Origin of the sequence: Paraburkholderia dilworthii, from assembly GCF_000472525.1 — a bacterium.
Taxonomy (GTDB): Bacteria; Pseudomonadota; Gammaproteobacteria; order Burkholderiales; family Burkholderiaceae; genus Paraburkholderia; species Paraburkholderia dilworthii.
In genome coordinates this window covers 18,188-36,594 of record NZ_AWZT01000034.1, presented here as the reverse complement: position 1 = coordinate 36,594, position 18,407 = coordinate 18,188, and the positions used below count along the sequence as shown (strand labels likewise).

Sequence of the window (18,407 nt, the reverse complement as noted above, 5' to 3'; positions counted from 1 at the left end):
CCGTGGCATTAGCGTTGCATTAGTTCTGGCCTTCGCCGCTCGCGAGGCGCGCTACCATCAGCGAACCGAGAATGATCGCGCCGTAAATGGCCTGAATCCAGAACGACGGCACTTGCGCGAGCGTCAACAGGTTCTGTACGACGCCGAGCAACAGCACGCCGGACAGCGCGCCGATCATCGAACCCTTGCCGCCGTCGAGTGAAATACCGCCGATCACCGCCGCCGCGAACACCGTGAAGATCATGCCGTTGCCCTGGTTCGCGTTGATCGCGCCGACGTAGCCGGTCACGATCAAGCCGCCGACCGAGGCCAGCATGCTGCCGAGAATGAACACGCCCCACGTGATGCGCTCAACGCGAATGCCCGCCGCGCGCGCCGCGTCCGGATTGCCGCCGATCGCGTACAGCGCGCGCCCCAGCCGGTGATAGCGCAGCACGAACGCGGCGATCGCGAAGGCCACGGCGGCGAGCCATACCGACAACGGCAAGCCAAGCACGATGGTGGTGGCAAGCGAGAAGAACGACGGCGGCATGTCGAACAGCGTGCCGCCCTTGGTCGCGCCCACCAGCATGCCGCGCAATACGATCAGCATGGCCAGCGTGACGATGAACGCGTTCAGCCGCAAACGCACCACCAAAAAGCCGTTGATCGCGCCGATCACCGCACCGACCGCGAGAATCGCCAGCAAGCCGGCCAACGCGGGCCACTGCGTGCCGAACCCAGCGGACGCAGCGGGCATCACGAGCATCGCCCCTATTGCCGGTGCAATGCCGACCGTCGATTCGAGCGACAAATCGAATTTGCCGGTCAGCACGATCAGGGATTCAGCGAGCACGACAAGCGCCAGCGCCGCCGACGCGCCGAGCACGCTGATCAGATTCGCTCGAGTGAGAAAGCTCGGGCTGACGAACGCGCCGACCACGATCAGCAGCAGGAGCGCCGGCAACAACGCCAGGTCACGCAAGCGTGCGAGTTCGGAACGGCCGCGCTTGCCGCGCGGCGCGGGCGCCGGCGCGGACGGTTGCGGATGGCCTTGAACCTGCGCCGCGCCGAACGCGGGACTGGTCACACTATTCTTCATGGAGACTGACTCCTTCTACTGATGCAATCAGGTCCTGGTCCTGCCAACCTGCGGGGAATTCGGCCGCGACACGGCCGCGGAACATGACGAGTACGCGGTCACAGGTGCGCAGATCGTCGAGCTCGCCGGATACGACGAGCACGGCCTTGCCTTCTTCGCGCACGCGATCCACGACGGAGAGCAACGCTTCTTTCGACTTCACGTCGACGCCCGCGGTCGGATCGATCAGCACCAGCACATTCGGATTGGTGGCCAGCGCGCGCGCCATGACCACCTTCTGCTGATTGCCGCCGGAGAGTCCGGACACCACATGCTCGGGTCCTTGCGCGACGATGCCGAGCGCGTCGATCATCTTCTGGCCGAAGGCATTTTTCTTCGACGGCGTCGCGATGCCGAACTTGCCGAGCAGTCGCGCGATGGTCATCGACGCGTTTTCCGCGATGGATTGCGTCAGCACGAGGCCTTCGTGATGGCGGTCTTTCGGCACGCAGCCAATGCCATGCGCGAGCGCCGCGGGCACGTCGCCTGGCGGTAGTGTGACGCCGTCCACGTTGATCGTGCCGCATTTGGCAGCGCGCAAGCCGGCGATTGCTTCGGCCACGCTCGTGCGGCCGCTGCTCGTCGCGCCCGTCAAGCCGACCACCTCGCCGCGCTTGACCGTGAACGACACGTCGTCGTAATCGGACCCGCTTAATTGATCGACGCGCAGCGCAATCGCGGTGTCGGCGGGCAGTGCGTCGCGCGCCGCCGCATCGGCGACGCAAAGGCCGCCGCGTTCGCCGGTCATCGCCTCGATCAACTGCTCGCGCGGCAACGCGGAAACCGGCGCGCTGATGATATGCCGCGCGTCGCGCAATACGGTCACCGCCTGGCAGATCTCATACACCTCTTGCAGATGATGCGAGATGAACAGGAATGTCACGCCCTCGCGCTGCAATTCAGTGATGCGCCGAAAGAGACGCTTGATTTCATCGCCGTCGAGTTGCGCGGTGGGCTCGTCGAGAATGATGAAGCGCGCGCCGTACGACAGCGCACGCGCAATCTCCACGAGTTGCCGCGCTTCGACGCTCAGATCGCCGGCGCGTGCGTCTTCACGCACGTCGATCTTCCAGTGGTCGAGCAACGCGCGCGCGTCGCGGCGCATACCCCGCCAGTCGATCACGCCGCCTCGCGACGGCTGCCGGTTGATGAACAGATTTTCCGCGACGCTCAAGTCGCGAATGATGGTCGAATGCTGATAGACACAGGCGACGCGCTCACGCCACGCATCGCGATCCGCAATCGACGGCGCAGGCTCGCCGTTGAAACGCACCTCGCCGGTATCCGGCTTGCGCAGGCCGGTGAGAATCGACACCAGCGTCGACTTGCCCGCGCCGTTACGCCCGACGAGTGCATGCGACTCGCCGGGCATCACGCGGATACTCACGTCATTCAGCGCGGCCGTGGAGCCGTAGCGTTTGGTGACTGCCAACGCTTCGACCACAGGCACGGATGGCGTCAGCGCGCTCATTTGACTGTATTGCCCCACAAGGCCTTGTCGTCGACATTCGACTTCGTCACGAGCGGCGCGGGCAACTGGTCTTCGAGAATGCCCGGCGCCAGCTGGATGATGTTGCTGCCGTGATCGGTCGGGCCCGGCTTGAAGGTCTGCCCAGCCAACGCCGCCTTGATGTAGTACAAGCCGTACTTCGCGTACGAATCGGCGGGCTGCGACACGGTTGCGTCGATGTCGCCGCGGCGAATCGCGTCGAACTCCTGCGGAATGCCGTCGTTACTCACGATCACGACGTGTTTCGCGTCGCCGGCCGGAAACAGCATCTGCTTGCGGCGCAAGGTTTGCAGCGTCGGCGACAGATACACGCCGCCTGCCTGCATGTAGATGCCCTTCACGTCGGGATTCGCGGTAAGCAGACTGTCGAGCCCGGTAGCCGCGACGTCGCCCTTCCAGGCCGCCGGAATTTCCAGCACCGAGATACCCGGATAGCCCTTCATGCACGAGCGGAACGCTTCCGAGCGGTCGCGTCCGTTGACCGAAGCCAGGTCGCCCATGATCTGCACGACCTTGCCCGACTTCACGTGATCGCCGATGTATTTGCACGCCTTCTCGCCATATGCGTGATTGTCCGCACGTACGACCATCGCGATCTTGCCTTGCGTCGGCGCGACGTCGACTGCGACGACCGGCACATTGCGCGCAGTCGCGGCATCAAGCGCGCGGCTGATCGCGGCGGAGTCGAGCGGGCCGACCACGATGCCCTTCGCACCGAGGTTCAGCAGGTTGTTCATGTCGGTGATCTGCTGCACCGGGTCGCCATTCGAATTGACCGGCGCGAGGATGTCGATGCCCATCTCCTTCGCGTATTTCGGCAGATAGTTGTTGTACGACTGCCAGAACGGCGATGTCAGCAAGGGCAGGCCGAGGCCGACCTTGCCCGCATCTGCGGCTTGTGCAGCGCCGCTGAAGGCTAGCCCGGCGATGCATGCCGCAGCAGACATCGTGAAAAACGACTGACGCAACGAACTGCGAACCCATTTGCGAGCCGACTGCGGCCCTTTCGCGAACGACATGGTTGTCTCCTGATATGCGTTATTGAACTGCGTGGACCGGTCATGGATGCCGGCACTTCGTCCTGCGCTTTCTTATTTATGAGCGTTGTCCGGCATTGGCTGCACAGATTCACCAATGAACGTATTATTCATATACGGACTTTTTGAAGTCAAGCGAAGTGCACTGCACCAATCGTCCGTGTTTTCCCTGGACGCATCGGGTCGCACGGAATGGGCTGCCGCACTTACACTCAAGCGCCACATACTGAGAACTGCTCACGGAATTCCCCCACGATGGACGCAGAAGATAAAGACGATGCCGACCGTTATCGCGCTCCGGCGCTCGACAAAGGCCTCGACATCCTGGAGCTGCTCGCCGAGCAGAAAGAAGGGCTGACCCGCGCCGAGATCACAAAGCTGCTCGGGCGCAATGCGAGCGAGATGTACCGGATGCTCGAACGTCTGGTCGCGCGGCAATATGTGGTGCGCTCCACCGGCGGCGACCGCTACTCGCTCAGTTTGAAGCTGTATGCACTCGCTCATCGTCATCCGCCGATGAACCGGCTCATTTCCGAGGCGTTGCCGCTCATGCAACGTTTCGCCGATGCGGCCGAGCAATCGTGTCACCTCGCCGTGTACGACCGCGGCAACCTGCTTGTTATCGCGCAAGTGGACGGACCGGGCACCTGGGGCATGTCGGTGCGGCTCGGTTCGCGAGTCGGGCTGATCGACACCGGCTCGGGCCGCGTAATGCTCGCGTTCCAGACTGTCGAACAGCGTGCGCAGATGCTCGCCGAGCACACCAAGGTCAAGGGCGAAGTGACGATAGACCGCGACGCGCTCGAAGCAGCATGCGAACGGATTCGCGCAGCGGGTTTTTCGCAAAAGGACAGCCAGCAGACATTCGGCGTGACGGACGTCACCTTTCCGGTTCTCGGCCCGTCCGGCCAGGCCATTGCGGCCCTCACGTGCCCTTATCTGAAGCGTATCGACGAATACGTCGCGCCCACGCTCGCTGCCGCGACGGCGCTGTTGCGCGAAACCGTTCAGGCGCTTTCGATGTTTGAGGAGAAGACGGTTTGACGCTGGTTGACGTCGGCTGATCTGTCGTTGATCTGTCGTCGCGGCAACTCGCGACGCAGAAGTTGTGCTCGCAGCGGATTCGATGCGCACATGGTTTAGAATGGCGACCCTCTCAAAAATGTCGCCGCATGAACGCGTTCGTGCGCGCCCATCGATAAGCAATGGCAAAACTTCTGACCGATTCCGAATTCCAGCGTTTTTCCGAACTCCAGCAGAAGCAGTCGAGCTTCACGATCACGCCTGAAGAAGCCGACGAACTGCGCGACATCGTCGCTCATGCGCAAAAGCGCCGTGACGACCGCGCGGCGGCGATGCAAAGCATCGAGACTTTCATCCAGCAATTCGATATCAGCCCCGACGAACTCTTTTCGCCGGAGCAGATCGGCGAAGCGGCGCGCACGTATGGCTTGATTCCCGCGGCCAAGAAAGAACGCGTGCTGCCGCCGTCGTTCACGTTCAACGGCAAGCCGTATCAATGGACGACGCGTCAGCTGCCGGACGATATCCGGGTGCCGTTGTTCGATGCGTTCAAGGCGGGCGAGTCGGTAAAGTCGTTCATCGCGACGCCGAAGGACGCGAACCGCTGCGCGGCGACTATTGCTCGGCTGGAGCGCGAGACCGGTGCCGTGTATGCGGATGCGTGGTTGGTCGAGTTGGCGGTGACGCGCGCGCAGGTTGATGAGGCGGCCGCCAGGCTTCCGGCCTGAGCGTTGCAGTAGATCGGATTCTTATGACGACGTGAGGCCGTCGCCTCATCTATGAGTGACACGGAAGATCGCCTCCTGTTGCGGAGGAGCCGCATCTTCCAATCATTGCGTGTTGCGCACGGTGCCGGCGCTCTTGTCCTGATCCGCTTCGTTGTCCAGCGCCATCCGAAAACCCACCACACCCGGATCTTCCGTCGGCGTAATCGTGAAGCCGCTCGATCTGGCGAGCGCGATCATTGCAGTGTTCTCACGCAGCGCCTCGCCGACCAGCCAGTGCGTGCCGCGCGCCCGCGCATACCGGATGATGCGGTCCGTCAGCAAGCGCCCGAGCCGCCGCCCTTTCTGGTCCGAGCGAAGGGCGACCGCGAATTCCGCCGTTTCGTTATCCGGCTCGGCGACGGCGCGCACCACGCCGAGCGTGCGCGACACGCCAGCTTCGTCCTTCACCGTCGCGATCAGCGCCATTTCACGGTCGTAGTCGATCTGTGTCATGCGCGCGAGCTGCGAATGATCGAAGCTGCCCACGGCGCCAAAAAATCGCAGCCGCAAATCCTCGGGCGTCATCGCTTCGACGAGATCGTGATGCGCAGCCTCGTCTTCGGGGCGGATCGGCCGCACGGTCACACGCAGACCTTGCCAGTCGAGCGTCTCCTCGAAGCGGCGCGGATACGGCACGATCGCGAGACGGCTGCGCGTCGGTGCGATGCTCAGCGTGGGAGCGACCACGGTCACGTGATCGCGATAGACGCGCAGCGTGAGCGTGAGACCGACGATTTCCCTGACGTCGCAGACGGCTTGCGAGAGCGCCGTCAATGCGGCCAACGCAGGCTCCGGCGCCACCAGCCGCGCATACGGCGAACGCGTGACGATGTCGCGCGCGAGCGTCGGATTGAGCGGCGGCAAACCGTAGATGCGCAGCGGCTCGGAAACGCCATCTGCGGAAGGTGCTGTGAAGCGGAACACGGGACCGAAGTTATCGTCGTCATGGAGTTCCACGGCGATGTCGACCACGGGTTTTCGGGATGATGCCGCGTCGGTCCCGGTGCAGTCAGATTCACGCGATGTTTGCGTCGTGTCTGAACGCTTGTCGACACCCGCTGCCTCCGTTGTCTCCGCTGTCTCGATTACAAGCCCGAAGCGCTCCAGCAAGCCGGCTGCCGCTTTACCGGTTAGTTGGCACTCACCTGCCGCGAGCGCGGCGCGAGCCTGCGCTTGCGCGGCGTCGATTGCGTCAGGGATTTCAGCCGGCAAGCCCTCGGGCGTCTGCATCAGCAATTCGCGTCCCATCCGGTAATCGACGAGGCGCGCGAACGCGCGGGCGAGCCGCTGCGGCGTGGTGTGAACCGGAATGCCTTGTGCATGCAACGCGTCGCGCGTAGCCGCGTCCAGACCGCCGAAGAAACATGCGAGCAGACCGCGATACGCGAACCGCTGATTCGCGATCAGCGCCTGCGCCACCTCGCCGACCGGCGCGCCATGTGTCGACGCGTGCACGACGAACGCCGTGCCGGTGCCGCGATGCTCGGCGAGCAGCTTGAGCGCCGTGCCGAAGTGCTCGGGACGTGCGTCGTCGCCGAGTTGCAGCGGGTTGCCGCCCACCGCGTGCGGCAGCGCTTGCTGCAACGCCTGCGACGCATCCTCCGGCCACGGCGCGAGCGTGTCGCCAGCGGCGGCGAAGGCGTCGCACGCGAGCGTCGCAAGGCCACGGTCGCTCGTGATCAGCGTCGCCGTCGCACCCGCCGCCACGCGGCCTACGCCGAGCGTCTCGATTTCGTCGAGCAGGTCGTCGAGCGCGTCCACGCGCACCATGCCGGCGCGGCGAAACGCGGCGGTATAAAGCGCGTCGGCGGGATCGGCGCGGCCCGAGCGCAGCGCGAGCACCGGCTTATTGCGCGCCGCCGCGCGAGCCGCCGACATGAACTTGCGCGCCGCGCGCACGCTGTCGAGCTCGAGCAGAATCGCGCGCGTGCCGGGGTCGCTCGCCAGGTAGTCGAGCACGTCGCCCGCATCCACGTCAGCCTCGTCGCCGAGCGCCACCGCGTGCGAGAAGCCGAGGCCGCGCGCTTGCGCCCAGCCAAGGACTGCGTTGGTCAGCGCGTTCGACTGCGAGACCCACGCCACGCCGCCCGCCTTCACCGAGCACGACGGCGCGCCGAGATGCGCGCGCAGCGCCGGCGACACCACACCGAGGCTGCCAGGCCCGACGACCCGCAGCAGATGCGGCCGCGCCGCTGAGAGCGCCTGCCGCAACGCGAGCCGGTCGTCATCGCAGCGCGCCTCGCCGACGATGATCGCCGCGCGCGTCCCTAAACCGCCCAGCTTGTGAATGATCGAAGGCCAGGTCGCCGGCGGCGTGCAGATCAGTGCGACGGTGGGCGCTTGCGGCAAGTCGCCTGCGTCGCCCGTTACGGGGTGCCCGCTCAGCGTTTCGTACTTCGGATTGACGGGCCACAGCGGACCCTCGAAGCCGCCTTCCAGCAGGCGCGCCCACACCATCGCGCCAGTGCTGCCGGGCCGCTCGGAAGCGCCGATCACAGCGACAGATTTCGGTCGGAACAACGCATCGAGGTTGCGAACGGTCACAGGCGCTCCGCGGATCAAAGAGGCGCGCCGCTCAGGGCGACGCGCGCGTCTTCGTCAGGATAGGCGAAGTGCGGCCATCGCGCGGCGCTTCTCGCGCGCAAGCCGGAGCCATGTCTATCGACGCTTGTTCAGCGCCACCGCGCGGCCGGATTTTTTTAGCGCGCACAGGCAAAATTAGCGCGCTTCAGTGCGACAATTGCGGGCGATCCGCGCGCCTTCAATCGGCCGCACTGCCCCGGATGATCAAAGAGACAGAAGGTGATGTATGCGACGCTTGCCATCGCTCATCGCGTTGCGCTTTTTCGAGGAAACAGCGCGCCATATGAGCTTTAACCGCGCGGCGAGCGCGCTATGCGTGACGCAAGGCGCCGTCAGCCGGCAGATCAAGCTGCTCGAGGAATCGCTCGGCGCGAAGCTGTTCGAGCGCGATCACAAAGGTATTCGCCTGACGCCAGTCGGGCTGCAATTCCTACCTTGCCTGTCGGACGCATTCGACACCATTGAGCGCGGCTTCCGGCAAATCACTGCGGCGAAGGGCCGGCGCCGCCTAGTGGTGGCTGTGCCGCCGACTTTCGCGACGCAATGGTTCTCGCCGCGGCTCGGTTCGCTGGCTGACGAGATGCCCGACGTCGAATTGTCGATCCGCACTGAGCCGACCACGGACTGTCACTGCACGATCCGCTTTGGCCGCCACACAGTGCCCGGCGCACATTCCGAATTGCTGATAACCGAGCGCCATGCGCTGGTCGGTGCGCCCATGCTGCTCGGCGAGCCGCTCGACAGGCTGCTCGAACACATGCCTGCGCTGCACGTGCTGTACAACGACGCGAGGCTCGACCTTTGGCCGAACTGGCTCGCCACGGCGGGGCTGCCCGCACGCTACGCGGACAACGGCATTGAATTCTCGACGCTCGAACAGGCAATCCGCGCGGCGCGCAAGGGCGCGGGGTTGGCTATCGTCGACCGGAACATGATCGTCGAGGAACTGGCGGACGGCAGCCTCGCGCAGTTTTCGGATGTCCAAGTGGCCGGCCCGTTCGGCTATTGGCTCGACGTCGCGCCGCAGCACGCCGCGTTGGAGTATGTGCAGGCGTTCGCGGAGTGGCTGCGCGAAGAAGTGCTAAAAATGGGGTAGCGGCGGTGCCGCCTGACGGCGAGCCGACAGCGAGCATCAAAATAAAAAAAGCCGCGTGCATGACACGCGGCTTTCTCTCTTAAAGACGGACGCCGCCAGCTACATGCGCTAGCGGAGTGACGCGGCGTTAGCCCGTTACATCGCCTTCTTGAACGGCGCGCCGGAATGCTCGCGCAACTCGTTGAAGACGATTTTCGGCCACGCCTTCTGCGCGACTTCGATCTCCGACACATGCGAGGCCAGATATGTCGGCGCGTCCGAGGCATCGAGCGCGATCCGCGCGGCGTATGAACCGGTAAAGCGGCGCAGTTCGGCGGGATCGTCGCACGTCACCCAGCGGGACATGCGGTAACGCGCGGGTGCCATGCGCACATCGACCTTGTATTCTGTCGACAGACGATGCGACACGACTTCGAACTGCAGTTGGCCGACCGCGCCGAGGATCATCAAACCGCCCACTTCAGGACGGAACACCTGAATCGCGCCTTCCTCGCCGAGTTGCTTCAGCGCCTCGCCGAGTTGCTTCGCGCGCATCGGATCGACGACCTCGACGGTCTGAAAAATTTCCGGCGCGAAGAACGGCAACCCGACGAATTGCAGCGCCTCGCCTTCGGTCAACGTATCGCCGAGACTAAGCGTGCCGTGATTCGGAATCCCGATGATGTCGCCGGGATACGCCTCGCTCACCGTCTCGCGTCGCTGCGACAGGAACGTCACGACGTTATTCGCGCGGAACGTCTTGTTCGAACGCGTCACCTTCACGGCCATGCCGCGCTCGAAACGTCCCGAACACACGCGGATAAACGCCACACGGTCGCGGTGCGCCAGATCCATGTTCGCCTGCACCTTGAATACGACGCCGGTGAACTTCGGCTCGTCGGGCATCACCGGCCGCTGCACGGTCATGCGCATCGACGGCGGCGGCGCCAGGTCGACCAGCGCGTCGAGAATTTCCTTCACGCCGAAGTTGTTGATCGCCGAGCCGAACAATACCGGCGATTGCTGACCGGCAAGGAACTGCCCGCGGTCGAAATCGGGCGTTGCGCCGGTGATCAGGTCGATCTCTTCTTTTGCCTTCGTCCAGCTATGGCCGAAACGGCGCTCGCCTTCTTCATCGCTCAACGCTTGCAGCGTTTCAACCGCGCCGCCAGCGGTGTCCTGACCGGCACGGAACACACGAACCTGATCGCGCTGGATGTCGTAGACACCCTGGAACTCCTTGCCCATGCCGATCGGCCACGTGAACGGCACAGCGGCGACGCCGAGATGCTGCTCGATTTCATCGAGCAGTTCGAGCGGCTCGCGCACTTCACGGTCGAGCTTGTTGATGAAGGTGACAATCGGCGTCCTGCGGCTGCGGCAGACTTCGAGCAGCTTGAGCGTCTGCGCTTCGACACCGTTCGCGCCGTCGATCACCATCACGGCGGCATCCACTGCTGTCAGCACGCGGTACGTGTCTTCCGAGAAGTCTTCGTGACCCGGCGTGTCGAGCAGATTAATAACGGCGTCGCCGTACTCGAACTGCATCACCGAGCTGGCGACGGAAATGCCGCGCTGCTTTTCGATCTCCATCCAGTCGGAGGTCGCATAACGATTGCTCTTGCGGCCCTTCACGGTGCCCGCGATCTGAATCGCGCCCGAAAACAGCAGCAGCTTTTCGGTCAGCGTGGTTTTACCCGCGTCCGGGTGGGAAATGACCGCGAAAGTGCGGCGGCGTTTGAGTTCGGAGACTGACATCGGGTCTGGCGGTCACGGATAGGGGTTCGGCGGTCTTCGGAAGCTTGTGGCCTCCGGGCTGCCACGCGTGGCGCGGCGGCGTCGAGCTGCGGGAGTCGGGTCGGGAACCCGCATCACTATGGCAACCGGGCCGCGTCGGAAAACAGGTCGGGAACGAGCGTTCGACAATACGGATAATCGCCAGCGCAGAACAGCGCAGGGAACGAATGATACACGCCGGGGCGGCGGACGTGGAAAACCCGCCCGCGAGCAGCGGGCGGCCGGGGCGCTGATAGAACGGTTCGCCGGGCGGCGAAGCGACTGTCGTCGAATCCCAAGCGCACCGCCGCCGGGGCGCGCGCTTCGGGATTTCAGCCGCCGCTCGCCTGGTTCAACGTCAAATGCTTCGTTTCAGGCGCCCACGCAATCGAGACAATCATGCCTACCAGCAGCACGGCCGCGAGCACGATCATCGTGACGTGAAAGCCGAACGTGACAATGCCGAGCGGCAACAGGAACGTACCCACCGCAGAGCCCAGACGGCTGCAAGCAATGGCCAGTCCGACGCCGCAGGCACGTACTTCGGTGGGAAAACACTCGGGCGGGAATACGCCGACAAGATTCGAGAACGCCGACATGGTCAGCGTGAAAATGCCGAACGCGACGATCATCGCGAGCGTCGCCGATTCCGGCAGCAAGCTCAGCGCGATCAGCGATATGCACGTCACTGCGAACGAGCCGATCAGGAAAACGCGCCGCGGCAGTTTGATCGTGAGCCAGATGCCGATCAGCGCGCCAAGCACGAGAAAGCCGTTCAGCAGCAAATCCGCGCCTGAATCGTTGTTGAGATGGATCGCCTTCAGGATGGTCGGCAAAAATGTGTAGACCGCGAAGTACGGAATGACGAGGCACACGAAAAACGCACAGTTGAAGATAGTCCGGCGAATCAGGTCTTTTTCGAAGAGACGCATAAACCCGCCAGCCGTTTGCGCGTGCTCGTCATGCGCGCCGTCGAGCGTGACGTTTTCGCCGAAATGCTTGAGCACGACCGACTTCGCCTCCGCGATCCTGCCCTTGCCTAGCAGCCAGCGCGGCGACTCCGGCGTGCCCATGCGCAACACCAGCACGATCAGCGCAGGAACGCCAGCTGAGGCGAGCAGCCAGCGCCATGCATCGGGCGAGGCGTCGGCGTAATGCATGCCCATCACGTTCGCGACCACGTAACCGATAGTCCATACGACGCTGAAGGACCCGAGCAATGTTCCGCGATGCCTACGCGGTGAGAATTCCGCGAGGATCGCGTGCCCCACCGCGAAATCGCCGCCCATGCCGAAGCCGATCAACACCCGCAGCAAACATAGCTCGAAAGGCGAATGGACATAGAACTGCGCAAACGCAGCCACTGTGATGATGACAAAGCTCGTCAGAAAGATTTTTTGCCGCCCGAGCCGATCCGACAGCCAGCCGAAGACCAGACTGCCGAAGAAAATGCCCATCAGCGCGGAACTGCCGATCATGCCCATCCAGAATGCGTCGAGCGGCATTTGACGATTCATCGCGGCGAGCGCGTAGCCGATCGTGCCGAGCGCGAAACCTTCGGTGAAGTGCGCGCCGAACGTGAGCCCGGCGATCTTCACGTGGAACGCGTTCAACGGCACATCGTCGATGGGAATGGGATGGTTTGCGGGCGGTACCGCAGCCGGAAAACTGGGGGCGAGGCCGAGAGGGCTTGCCTGGATATCCTGATTACTCACGCTGTCTCCTTGTTTATGGCTTTTTCGGGCGGATAAGGTCATGCGTTCCCGCCCGCGCGCAGTCCGACGATCAGCGTCCGAGCCCGCCCATCATCATGTATTTGAGCTCGGTGTATTCATCGAGCCCATACTTCGATCCTTCGCGGCCGAGGCCCGATTGTTTGACACCGCCAAACGGCGCGACCTCGGTGGACAGAATCCCTTCGTTGATGCCGACCATGCCGCTTTCGAGCGCCTCGCCCACGCGCCACGCTCGCGCCAGATCGCGCGTATAGAAATATGCCGATAGCCCGAACGGCGTCGCATTCGCGGCGGCTACGACTTCGTCCTCGGTGTTGAAGCGAAAGCACGCGGCAACCGGCCCAAAGGTTTCCTCTTGCGCGATCAGCATCGAACTGGATGCATCGACGAGAACCGTCGGTTCGTAAAACGTGCCGCCACGCGCATGCGGTTTTGCGCCAGTCAACACTTTGGCGCCCTTTTTCAACGCGTCGGCCACATGTGCTTCGACTTTCTTCAGCGCGGCCTGATTGATCAGCGGACCTTGTTCGACGTCGCCTTGCAACGCGTTGCCCACACGCATCCTGCGCGCGGCCTGTGCGAGCGCCACTGTGAACGCATCGTAAATGCCGTCCTGTACGTAGAAGCGATTGACGCACACGCACGTTTGCCCGGTGTTGCGGAACTTCGAAGCCATCGCGCCTTGCACGGCGGCGTCGAGATCGGCGTCGTCGAAAACGATGAACGGTGCGTTGCCGCCCAACTCCAGCGAGAGCTTCTTCAACGTATCCGTTGACTGCTTCGCGAGCAGCTTGCCTACACGCGTCGAGCCGGTGAACGAGAGCTTGCGCACCACATCGGATTCGGTGAACGCGCCGCCTATCGCAACGGCATCGCCCGAAACGACGTTGAACACGCCCGGCGGAATGCCCGCCTTGTCGGCCAGCACGGCTAGTGCAAATGCCGACAACGGCGTTTCCTCCGAGGGCTTCAGCACCATCGTGCAACCAGCTGCCAGCGCGGGACCGGCCTTGCGGGTGATCATCGCGAGCGGGAAATTCCACGGCGTGATGGCCGCGACCACGCCGACCGGTTCGCGCGTCACGATAATCTTTGCGCTGGGATTCGGGCTCGGGATCACGTCACCATATGCGCGCTTCGCTTCCTCGGCGAACCATTCGAAAAAGCTCGCCGCATAGCCGACTTCGCCACGTGCTTCGGTGAGCGGCTTGCCTTGTTCGCGCGTCAATAGTTCGGCAAGCGCATCGCGATGCTCGAGCATCAAGTCGCCCCAACGCTTGACGCGCGCGCCGCGCTCTTTGGCCGTCAACGATCGCCAGGCGGGGAACGCGCGTTCGGCGGCAGCAATGGCCTGCGTCGCCTCCGCCGCGCCGCCTCTGGCCACTTGCGCGATGACTTCGCCTGTCGCGGGATTGAGAACGGGGTAGGTGCTCGCGCTTTCGTACCACTCGCCGCCAATGTAGTGCCCTGTCCGGAGAAATTCGTTCATGCAGCCTTCTCCAGCTTCTCCACGAACGCGCCTTGCGCAAGCCTCGGCTCGCGCGCGATGCGCTTGCCTGCGGTGTAGTCGTTGATCAGATCGCAGGGCGTGTAGTTGCGTTCGAGTTCGAAGATCTCTTCGTCGGACAGCGTCGTGCCGAGCGCGGCAATGGCGCCGTCGAACTGCGCCGGCGTGTCAGCGCCGACCAGCATGCTCGCCACGCCTTCGTGCCTGAGCACCCACACCTGTGCGATCTGCGCCGCCGATACGCCGCGCCGAGCGGCGACGCGCGCCACCGACGCCGCAATCTCCCGCGAAACCTCGTCGCCATACATTTGCGCGGTGAAAAAGTCCGTCTGATTGCGCGTGGAGTTGGCGTCGCAAGTCAGCAACCCGCGTGCGAGCGGACTGAATACCGACACGCCGACGCCCTGATCCTGGCAGTACGGAATCATCTCGCGTTCTTCCTCGCGATACGCGAGGTTCAACTGCAACTGCATGTTGATTGGCTTATGCCAGCCGTTGCGCTCGCAGACCTGCATGATCTTCGCGAACTGCCACGTGTACATCGTCGACACGCCGATATAGCGCGCTTTACCCGCACGCACGATGTCGTTCAGCGCGCTCATGGTTTCCTCGACCGGCGTATTCACATCGAAGAAATGCAGCATGTAGATGTCGACGTAATCCATGCCGAGGCGCGTGAGCGACCCGTCGATGCCGTCCATGATGTGCTTGCGCGAATGGCCGCCCGCGTTCTGATACGCGCCCATGTCATAGCCGACCTTCGTGGTGACGACGATTTCCTCGCGGCGCGCGAGGCGCTTCAGAATGCGGCCCACCACTTCTTCACCGACGCCCGTCGAATAGAAATCGGCGAGGTCGATGAAATTGACGCCGGCTTCCAGCGCATGGCGAACGATCGGCTCGCTGCGCGCTTCGTCGAAAATCCAGGGTTTCCATTGCGGTGTGCCCATGTTCATCGTGCCGAGGCACAGACGCGAAACCTTCAGGCCGGATTGGCCGAGGCGAATGTATTCCATGAAACGTGTCTCCTTGCAAATCCGATACAGTTGCTTTCAATCGACGCCGCAATCAGCGTTGCTTCGGGGTGTAGAACGGGTTTGAGACGTCACGCGCGGCGGCGAACACTTCGTCGCGATGCGGCAAGCCTTTCATCGCCGCGAGAATGGCGTTCCTGCACGCGCGGTAGTTGTTTTCGAAGACGGCGTCGAGGTCGTCGACGGCAGGGTTGACCCAGTTCGCGGACACGACCACCCAGTCGTTCTCCGCTTCGGGAGGCAGCGTGCCGTTCTCCAACGACTCCGCCACCGCTCTCGCGATGCCGGCTTGCGACGCGCCCCACGTGGCGTTGCCGTGCAACTCGCTGCCGATCTGCGCCTTGTTCACGTAGAGCGTCAAGGGCTTGGTCGGCACGCCCGGCCGCGCGATCACGACGAATGGCGCGTGCCCCGCCGAAGGCGTTGCCAATGCCGTGGCGAAGGCCTGCCCCGCAGGACCGTTGCGCGGACCGACCAGCACGTTGATATGAGCGAGGTTCACGCCCGGGCCCTCGAATCCTTCGCCGATGAAGAGTTGTTTGTCCGCCGATACGCTCATGGTCTTTCCGTCGAGTTAAGTGGATGACCGATTGTGCGGTTCGGCATCCGCGACCATGTATCGATGAGTTTTGATCCGGGGTATGAGGCGAACTCAACTCCGGGTTTGTCCGGACGGCACTGAAGAAGCGGCGAGTCGCGCACAGCCGGAAGCGCGTAAAGGTGAGAGTTTTCGGGACTTGTGATGGCGCGCCGTGCAAGACGGCGAAAGGTGAGCACTCACGAAGAGGTTCTTGCACCTACGACCCGGTGTTAGTTGCACGTCGACTTCTATCGCGTAGACGCGGAGCGGCGTCCGCGTGCGCATGAGCGATTCTTCGGAGAGCCTGGGAACGCCCACCAGCAAAGGCTGGCGCGGGTTTGCGACGCGTGGGTGAGCCGCGGCGCGTGCGTCGCGCTCACCTGGACGCCGGTGCGTCTCGCGACGACACCAGGCTCACCGAAACAACGCCGCGGTATGTGAATCGCCGGCTGAAACCGACCTAGGCGCTCCGGATCTGATCTAAAGGTGAGCGTTTTCGGGACCTGCGTGGCGGTGCAAAAAAGTCTGCACGCAGCATCACTTCAGACATACGGACCACACGACACGTATGAATAGCGCGCCGCGACGGCGCCTTACACTTCAATCAGATAGCGGTCGCGATTCTTGCCCGCGAGCCAGGCAGGCGAGCGGCCACGACCGCTCCACGTCTCGCCGGTTTTCGGGTTGCGATACCTGGCGACCGATGCGGCTTTGCGCGCCACGGTGCGGGTGTTGTTCGCAAAGCCGAGCTCCTCGGCGGTCAGGTCGTACTCGGCGATCTTCTGTTTGATGTCGGCGATCGCTTGCGCGATCTCCTTTTCGCGAGCCGCCGCAACTTCCTTGTGAAGCTTTTCGAGTTGAGCGGTCAACTGCTTGTATGAGGCCATGACGAATGCTCCCATTGATTGTGGCGAACCGAAGTGCGGACGCTATCAGACAAATAAAACGCCGGATAGAGAGCCGCCAATGTCCCGCGCTAAAAGTACGGCCGGTTTATCGGCGAGGCACGCGCACTCAATCGTCAATTGCATCGTACACGCGGCGCTCGAAGTCGATTGCCATAGGAAACGGCTCGATCGAACGGCGCTGAATCAGCATGAGGCCGATCATGTCCTCCACCGGATCGGCGAACCAACTCGTGCCGAAAGCGCCGGGCCAACCGAAGGAGCCCATCGAGCGGTAGCCCTGCGGTAACTGCTGCGCCGGATCGTCGACGATGGACAAGCCGAGGCCGAACCCTTGGCCCGCCCACATCACATGACCGAACGCCGGCAGGCGGCGCTGGTCGCGGGTCAGGAAGTTCGAGCGCATCAGATCGACGGAGCGATGCGACAGCAAACGCGTGTCGCCGACGCGTCCGCGCTGCAATAGCAACTGCGCGAATTGCAGATAGTCCTGAGCGGTGGAGACGAGCCCGCCACCGCCGCTCTGAAAGCGCTCGGGATTCGCCCAGCGGCTCGCCGACGCATGATCCTCGACCACGCGCCGCCGCGTACCTGGATCGACGCCATATGCTGTAGCGAGGCGCGCGAGTTGCGGCTCGGGCACCCAGAATGCGGTATCGCGCATGCCCAACGGCTCGAAAATCCGCGTGCGGAAAAATTCGCCCAGCGGCATGCCGCTCACTCTCGCGATCAGCGCGCCGAGCACATCGGTGGCGATCCCGTAGTGCCAGCGCGAGCCGGGTTGAAACATCAAGGGCAATTCGGCGATGCGCGCCAGCCACGCGTTGACATCGCCGCGCGCGTCCAGGCCGTTAAACGCCGCCGCGTACGCTTGCGCGAGCGGGCCGGTCGCGGTGAAGTGATAAGCGAAGCCCGCGCGATGCGTCAACAGATCGAGCACGGTAAACGGCATGCGCACCGGATCCGTTTCATCGAGCGGGCCGCCGGGATCGCGCAATACGCGCGGCGCCGACAACTCGGGCAACCACTGCGCAATCGGCGTGTCGAGCGAAAGCCGGTCCTCTTCGATCAACATGAGAACCGCGGCGCTCGTCACCGGTTTCGTCATCGACGCAATGCGGAACAGGGTGTCGCGCTCCATCGGCAATTGCGCGGCTTCGTCGCGCAGGCCAAGCGTCTCGAAGTAGCCGGTTTCGCCGCGCCGCCAGACCAGCGCCACCACGCCCGCCACATCGCCTCGTTGCACGTAGCCGTGCAAGGTGCTCGTCAGCGCCGCCAGCCGGGCCGACGAAAATCCAGCTAGTTGCATGTCGATTGTCGATCCTGGCTCAGCTTCGTCGATGGATGACCACATAGTGGCAGCGGCAGCAGCGTTCCACGGCGCGGGTCATGCTTTCTGGCGCTTCTCCAGCGCCGCAAGCGCGGCATTAAGACGTTTGATGCGATTGACCTGCGTCGGCATGCGAACCGCGCCGGAAACCGAATCGATGCGGTTACGCCAATAGGACAGCGGTATTCGGTCTTCTGCGGAAATGTGCGAAATGACGTGTTCGAGATGTTGGATGTCTTTTTCGAGTTGGTGATGATTCATTCTTTTCCCCGGAATACTCGTTGACTTAATTCGAAACGCAATGAAAAGCACAACTTGTGCCGTTACTAACGCCCATTTTCGTTAGTCGGCAACTTCTTCCTGGCTTTTGCCTCGCGGCCTCCTCATCGGCAAAAGCTGCTGGTCGCATGCGCTGGCGAACCTG

Annotated in this window: 15 protein-coding genes; 3 read left to right on the top strand and 12 right to left on the bottom strand. The window is 63.3% G+C overall.

The window, feature by feature from the left end; genetic code table 11:
• Positions 1-19: 19 nt before the first annotated feature.
• From F759_RS0124825 to F759_RS0124815, 3 genes are read right to left on the bottom strand one after another with little or no spacing between them, the layout of a single operon-like run.
• Positions 20-1,081 (bottom strand): ABC transporter permease, encoded by a 1,062-nt coding sequence (locus F759_RS0124825; protein ID WP_027802241.1) that lies wholly within the window; start codon positions 1,079-1,081, stop codon positions 20-22.
• Positions 1,071-2,591, bottom strand: coding sequence for a sugar ABC transporter ATP-binding protein (locus F759_RS0124820; RefSeq protein WP_027802240.1), 1,521 nt, complete (start codon positions 2,589-2,591; stop codon positions 1,071-1,073). Before F759_RS0124820 ends, F759_RS0124825 begins: the two co-directional genes overlap by 11 nt.
• A complete protein-coding gene (locus F759_RS0124815; RefSeq protein WP_027802239.1) occupies positions 2,588-3,577 on the bottom strand; it encodes a sugar ABC transporter substrate-binding protein in 990 nt (329 codons plus the stop codon). The genes F759_RS0124820 and F759_RS0124815 overlap by 4 nt, the downstream gene beginning before the upstream one ends.
• 345 nt (positions 3,578-3,922) lie before the next feature.
• Between F759_RS0124815 and F759_RS0124810 the strand changes: the two genes are divergently transcribed.
• Entirely contained in the window at positions 3,923-4,711 is a 789-nt protein-coding gene (locus F759_RS0124810) for an IclR family transcriptional regulator (RefSeq protein ID WP_027802238.1), read from the top strand.
• A 161-nt stretch (positions 4,712-4,872) separates the two neighbouring features.
• Entirely contained in the window at positions 4,873-5,418 is a 546-nt protein-coding gene (locus F759_RS0124805; RefSeq protein WP_027802237.1) for a hypothetical protein, read from the top strand.
• A gap of 102 nt (positions 5,419-5,520) precedes the next feature.
• Here F759_RS0124805 and F759_RS0124800 read toward each other — a convergent pair whose 3' ends face one another.
• Positions 5,521-8,001, bottom strand: a complete 2,481-nt coding sequence (locus tag F759_RS0124800) for a bifunctional acetate--CoA ligase family protein/GNAT family N-acetyltransferase (protein WP_027802236.1) — start codon at positions 7,999-8,001, stop codon at positions 5,521-5,523.
• Between the two features lie 265 nt (positions 8,002-8,266).
• On the opposite strand from F759_RS0124800, the gene F759_RS0124795 reads away from it, so the two are divergent.
• Positions 8,267-9,136, top strand: coding sequence for a LysR substrate-binding domain-containing protein (locus tag F759_RS0124795; protein ID WP_027802235.1), 870 nt, complete (start codon positions 8,267-8,269; stop codon positions 9,134-9,136).
• 135 nt (positions 9,137-9,271) lie between these two features.
• Here F759_RS0124795 and F759_RS0124790 read toward each other — a convergent pair whose 3' ends face one another.
• The 8 genes from F759_RS0124790 to F759_RS0124755 all read right to left on the bottom strand — a co-directional run bounded on the left by F759_RS0124790 (position 9,272) and on the right by F759_RS0124755 (position 18,244).
• Positions 9,272-10,873, bottom strand: a complete 1,602-nt coding sequence (locus tag F759_RS0124790; protein WP_027802234.1) for a peptide chain release factor 3 — start codon at positions 10,871-10,873, stop codon at positions 9,272-9,274.
• A 350-nt stretch (positions 10,874-11,223) separates the two neighbouring features.
• Positions 11,224-12,606, bottom strand: coding sequence for an MFS transporter (locus F759_RS0124785; RefSeq protein ID WP_027802233.1), 1,383 nt, complete (start codon positions 12,604-12,606; stop codon positions 11,224-11,226).
• 70 nt (positions 12,607-12,676) lie between these two features.
• Positions 12,677-14,116: an NAD-dependent succinate-semialdehyde dehydrogenase gene (locus tag F759_RS0124780; protein ID WP_027802232.1), complete on the bottom strand. Its 1,440-nt coding sequence runs from the start codon at positions 14,114-14,116 to the stop codon at positions 12,677-12,679.
• The gene (locus F759_RS0124775; RefSeq protein ID WP_027802231.1) at positions 14,113-15,150 is read right to left on the bottom strand and encodes an aldo/keto reductase; all 1,038 of its coding nucleotides are present in this window, start codon (positions 15,148-15,150) and stop codon (positions 14,113-14,115) included. Before F759_RS0124775 ends, F759_RS0124780 begins: the two co-directional genes overlap by 4 nt.
• 52 nt (positions 15,151-15,202) lie before the next feature.
• A complete protein-coding gene (fae, locus tag F759_RS0124770; protein WP_027802230.1) occupies positions 15,203-15,727 on the bottom strand; it encodes a formaldehyde-activating enzyme in 525 nt (174 codons plus the stop codon).
• Between the two features lie 614 nt (positions 15,728-16,341).
• The gene (locus F759_RS0124765) at positions 16,342-16,635 is read right to left on the bottom strand and encodes an H-NS histone family protein (protein ID WP_027802229.1); all 294 of its coding nucleotides are present in this window, start codon (positions 16,633-16,635) and stop codon (positions 16,342-16,344) included.
• A gap of 127 nt (positions 16,636-16,762) precedes the next feature.
• Positions 16,763-17,962 carry a serine hydrolase domain-containing protein gene (locus tag F759_RS0124760; RefSeq protein ID WP_027802228.1) on the bottom strand — a complete coding sequence of 400 codons (1,200 nt, stop codon included), beginning with the start codon at positions 17,960-17,962 and terminating at the stop codon, positions 16,763-16,765.
• A 78-nt stretch (positions 17,963-18,040) separates the two neighbouring features.
• Positions 18,041-18,244 (bottom strand): hypothetical protein, encoded by a 204-nt coding sequence (locus tag F759_RS0124755; RefSeq protein ID WP_027802227.1) that lies wholly within the window; start codon positions 18,242-18,244, stop codon positions 18,041-18,043.
• Positions 18,245-18,407 lie beyond the last annotated feature (163 nt).

Coding starts and splice junctions, on each gene's coding strand:
- F759_RS0124825 (WP_027802241.1), bottom strand. CDS start 1,081: ATGAAGAATAGTGTGACCAGTCCCGCGTTCGGCGCGGCGCAGGTTCAA.
- F759_RS0124820 (WP_027802240.1), bottom strand. CDS start 2,591: ATGAGCGCGCTGACGCCATCCGTGCCTGTGGTCGAAGCGTTGGCAGTC.
- F759_RS0124815 (WP_027802239.1), bottom strand. CDS start 3,577: ATGTCTGCTGCGGCATGCATCGCCGGGCTAGCCTTCAGCGGCGCTGCA.
- F759_RS0124810 (WP_027802238.1), top strand. CDS start 3,923: ATGGACGCAGAAGATAAAGACGATGCCGACCGTTATCGCGCTCCGGCG.
- F759_RS0124805 (WP_027802237.1), top strand. CDS start 4,873: ATGGCAAAACTTCTGACCGATTCCGAATTCCAGCGTTTTTCCGAACTC.
- F759_RS0124795 (WP_027802235.1), top strand. CDS start 8,267: ATGCGACGCTTGCCATCGCTCATCGCGTTGCGCTTTTTCGAGGAAACA.
- F759_RS0124790 (WP_027802234.1), bottom strand. CDS start 10,873: ATGTCAGTCTCCGAACTCAAACGCCGCCGCACTTTCGCGGTCATTTCC.
- F759_RS0124780 (WP_027802232.1), bottom strand. CDS start 14,116: ATGAACGAATTTCTCCGGACAGGGCACTACATTGGCGGCGAGTGGTAC.
- F759_RS0124775 (WP_027802231.1), bottom strand. CDS start 15,150: ATGGAATACATTCGCCTCGGCCAATCCGGCCTGAAGGTTTCGCGTCTG.
- fae (WP_027802230.1), bottom strand. CDS start 15,727: ATGAGCGTATCGGCGGACAAACAACTCTTCATCGGCGAAGGATTCGAG.
- F759_RS0124765 (WP_027802229.1), bottom strand. CDS start 16,635: ATGGCCTCATACAAGCAGTTGACCGCTCAACTCGAAAAGCTTCACAAG.
- F759_RS0124760 (WP_027802228.1), bottom strand. CDS start 17,962: ATGCAACTAGCTGGATTTTCGTCGGCCCGGCTGGCGGCGCTGACGAGC.
- F759_RS0124755 (WP_027802227.1), bottom strand. CDS start 18,244: ATGAATCATCACCAACTCGAAAAAGACATCCAACATCTCGAACACGTC.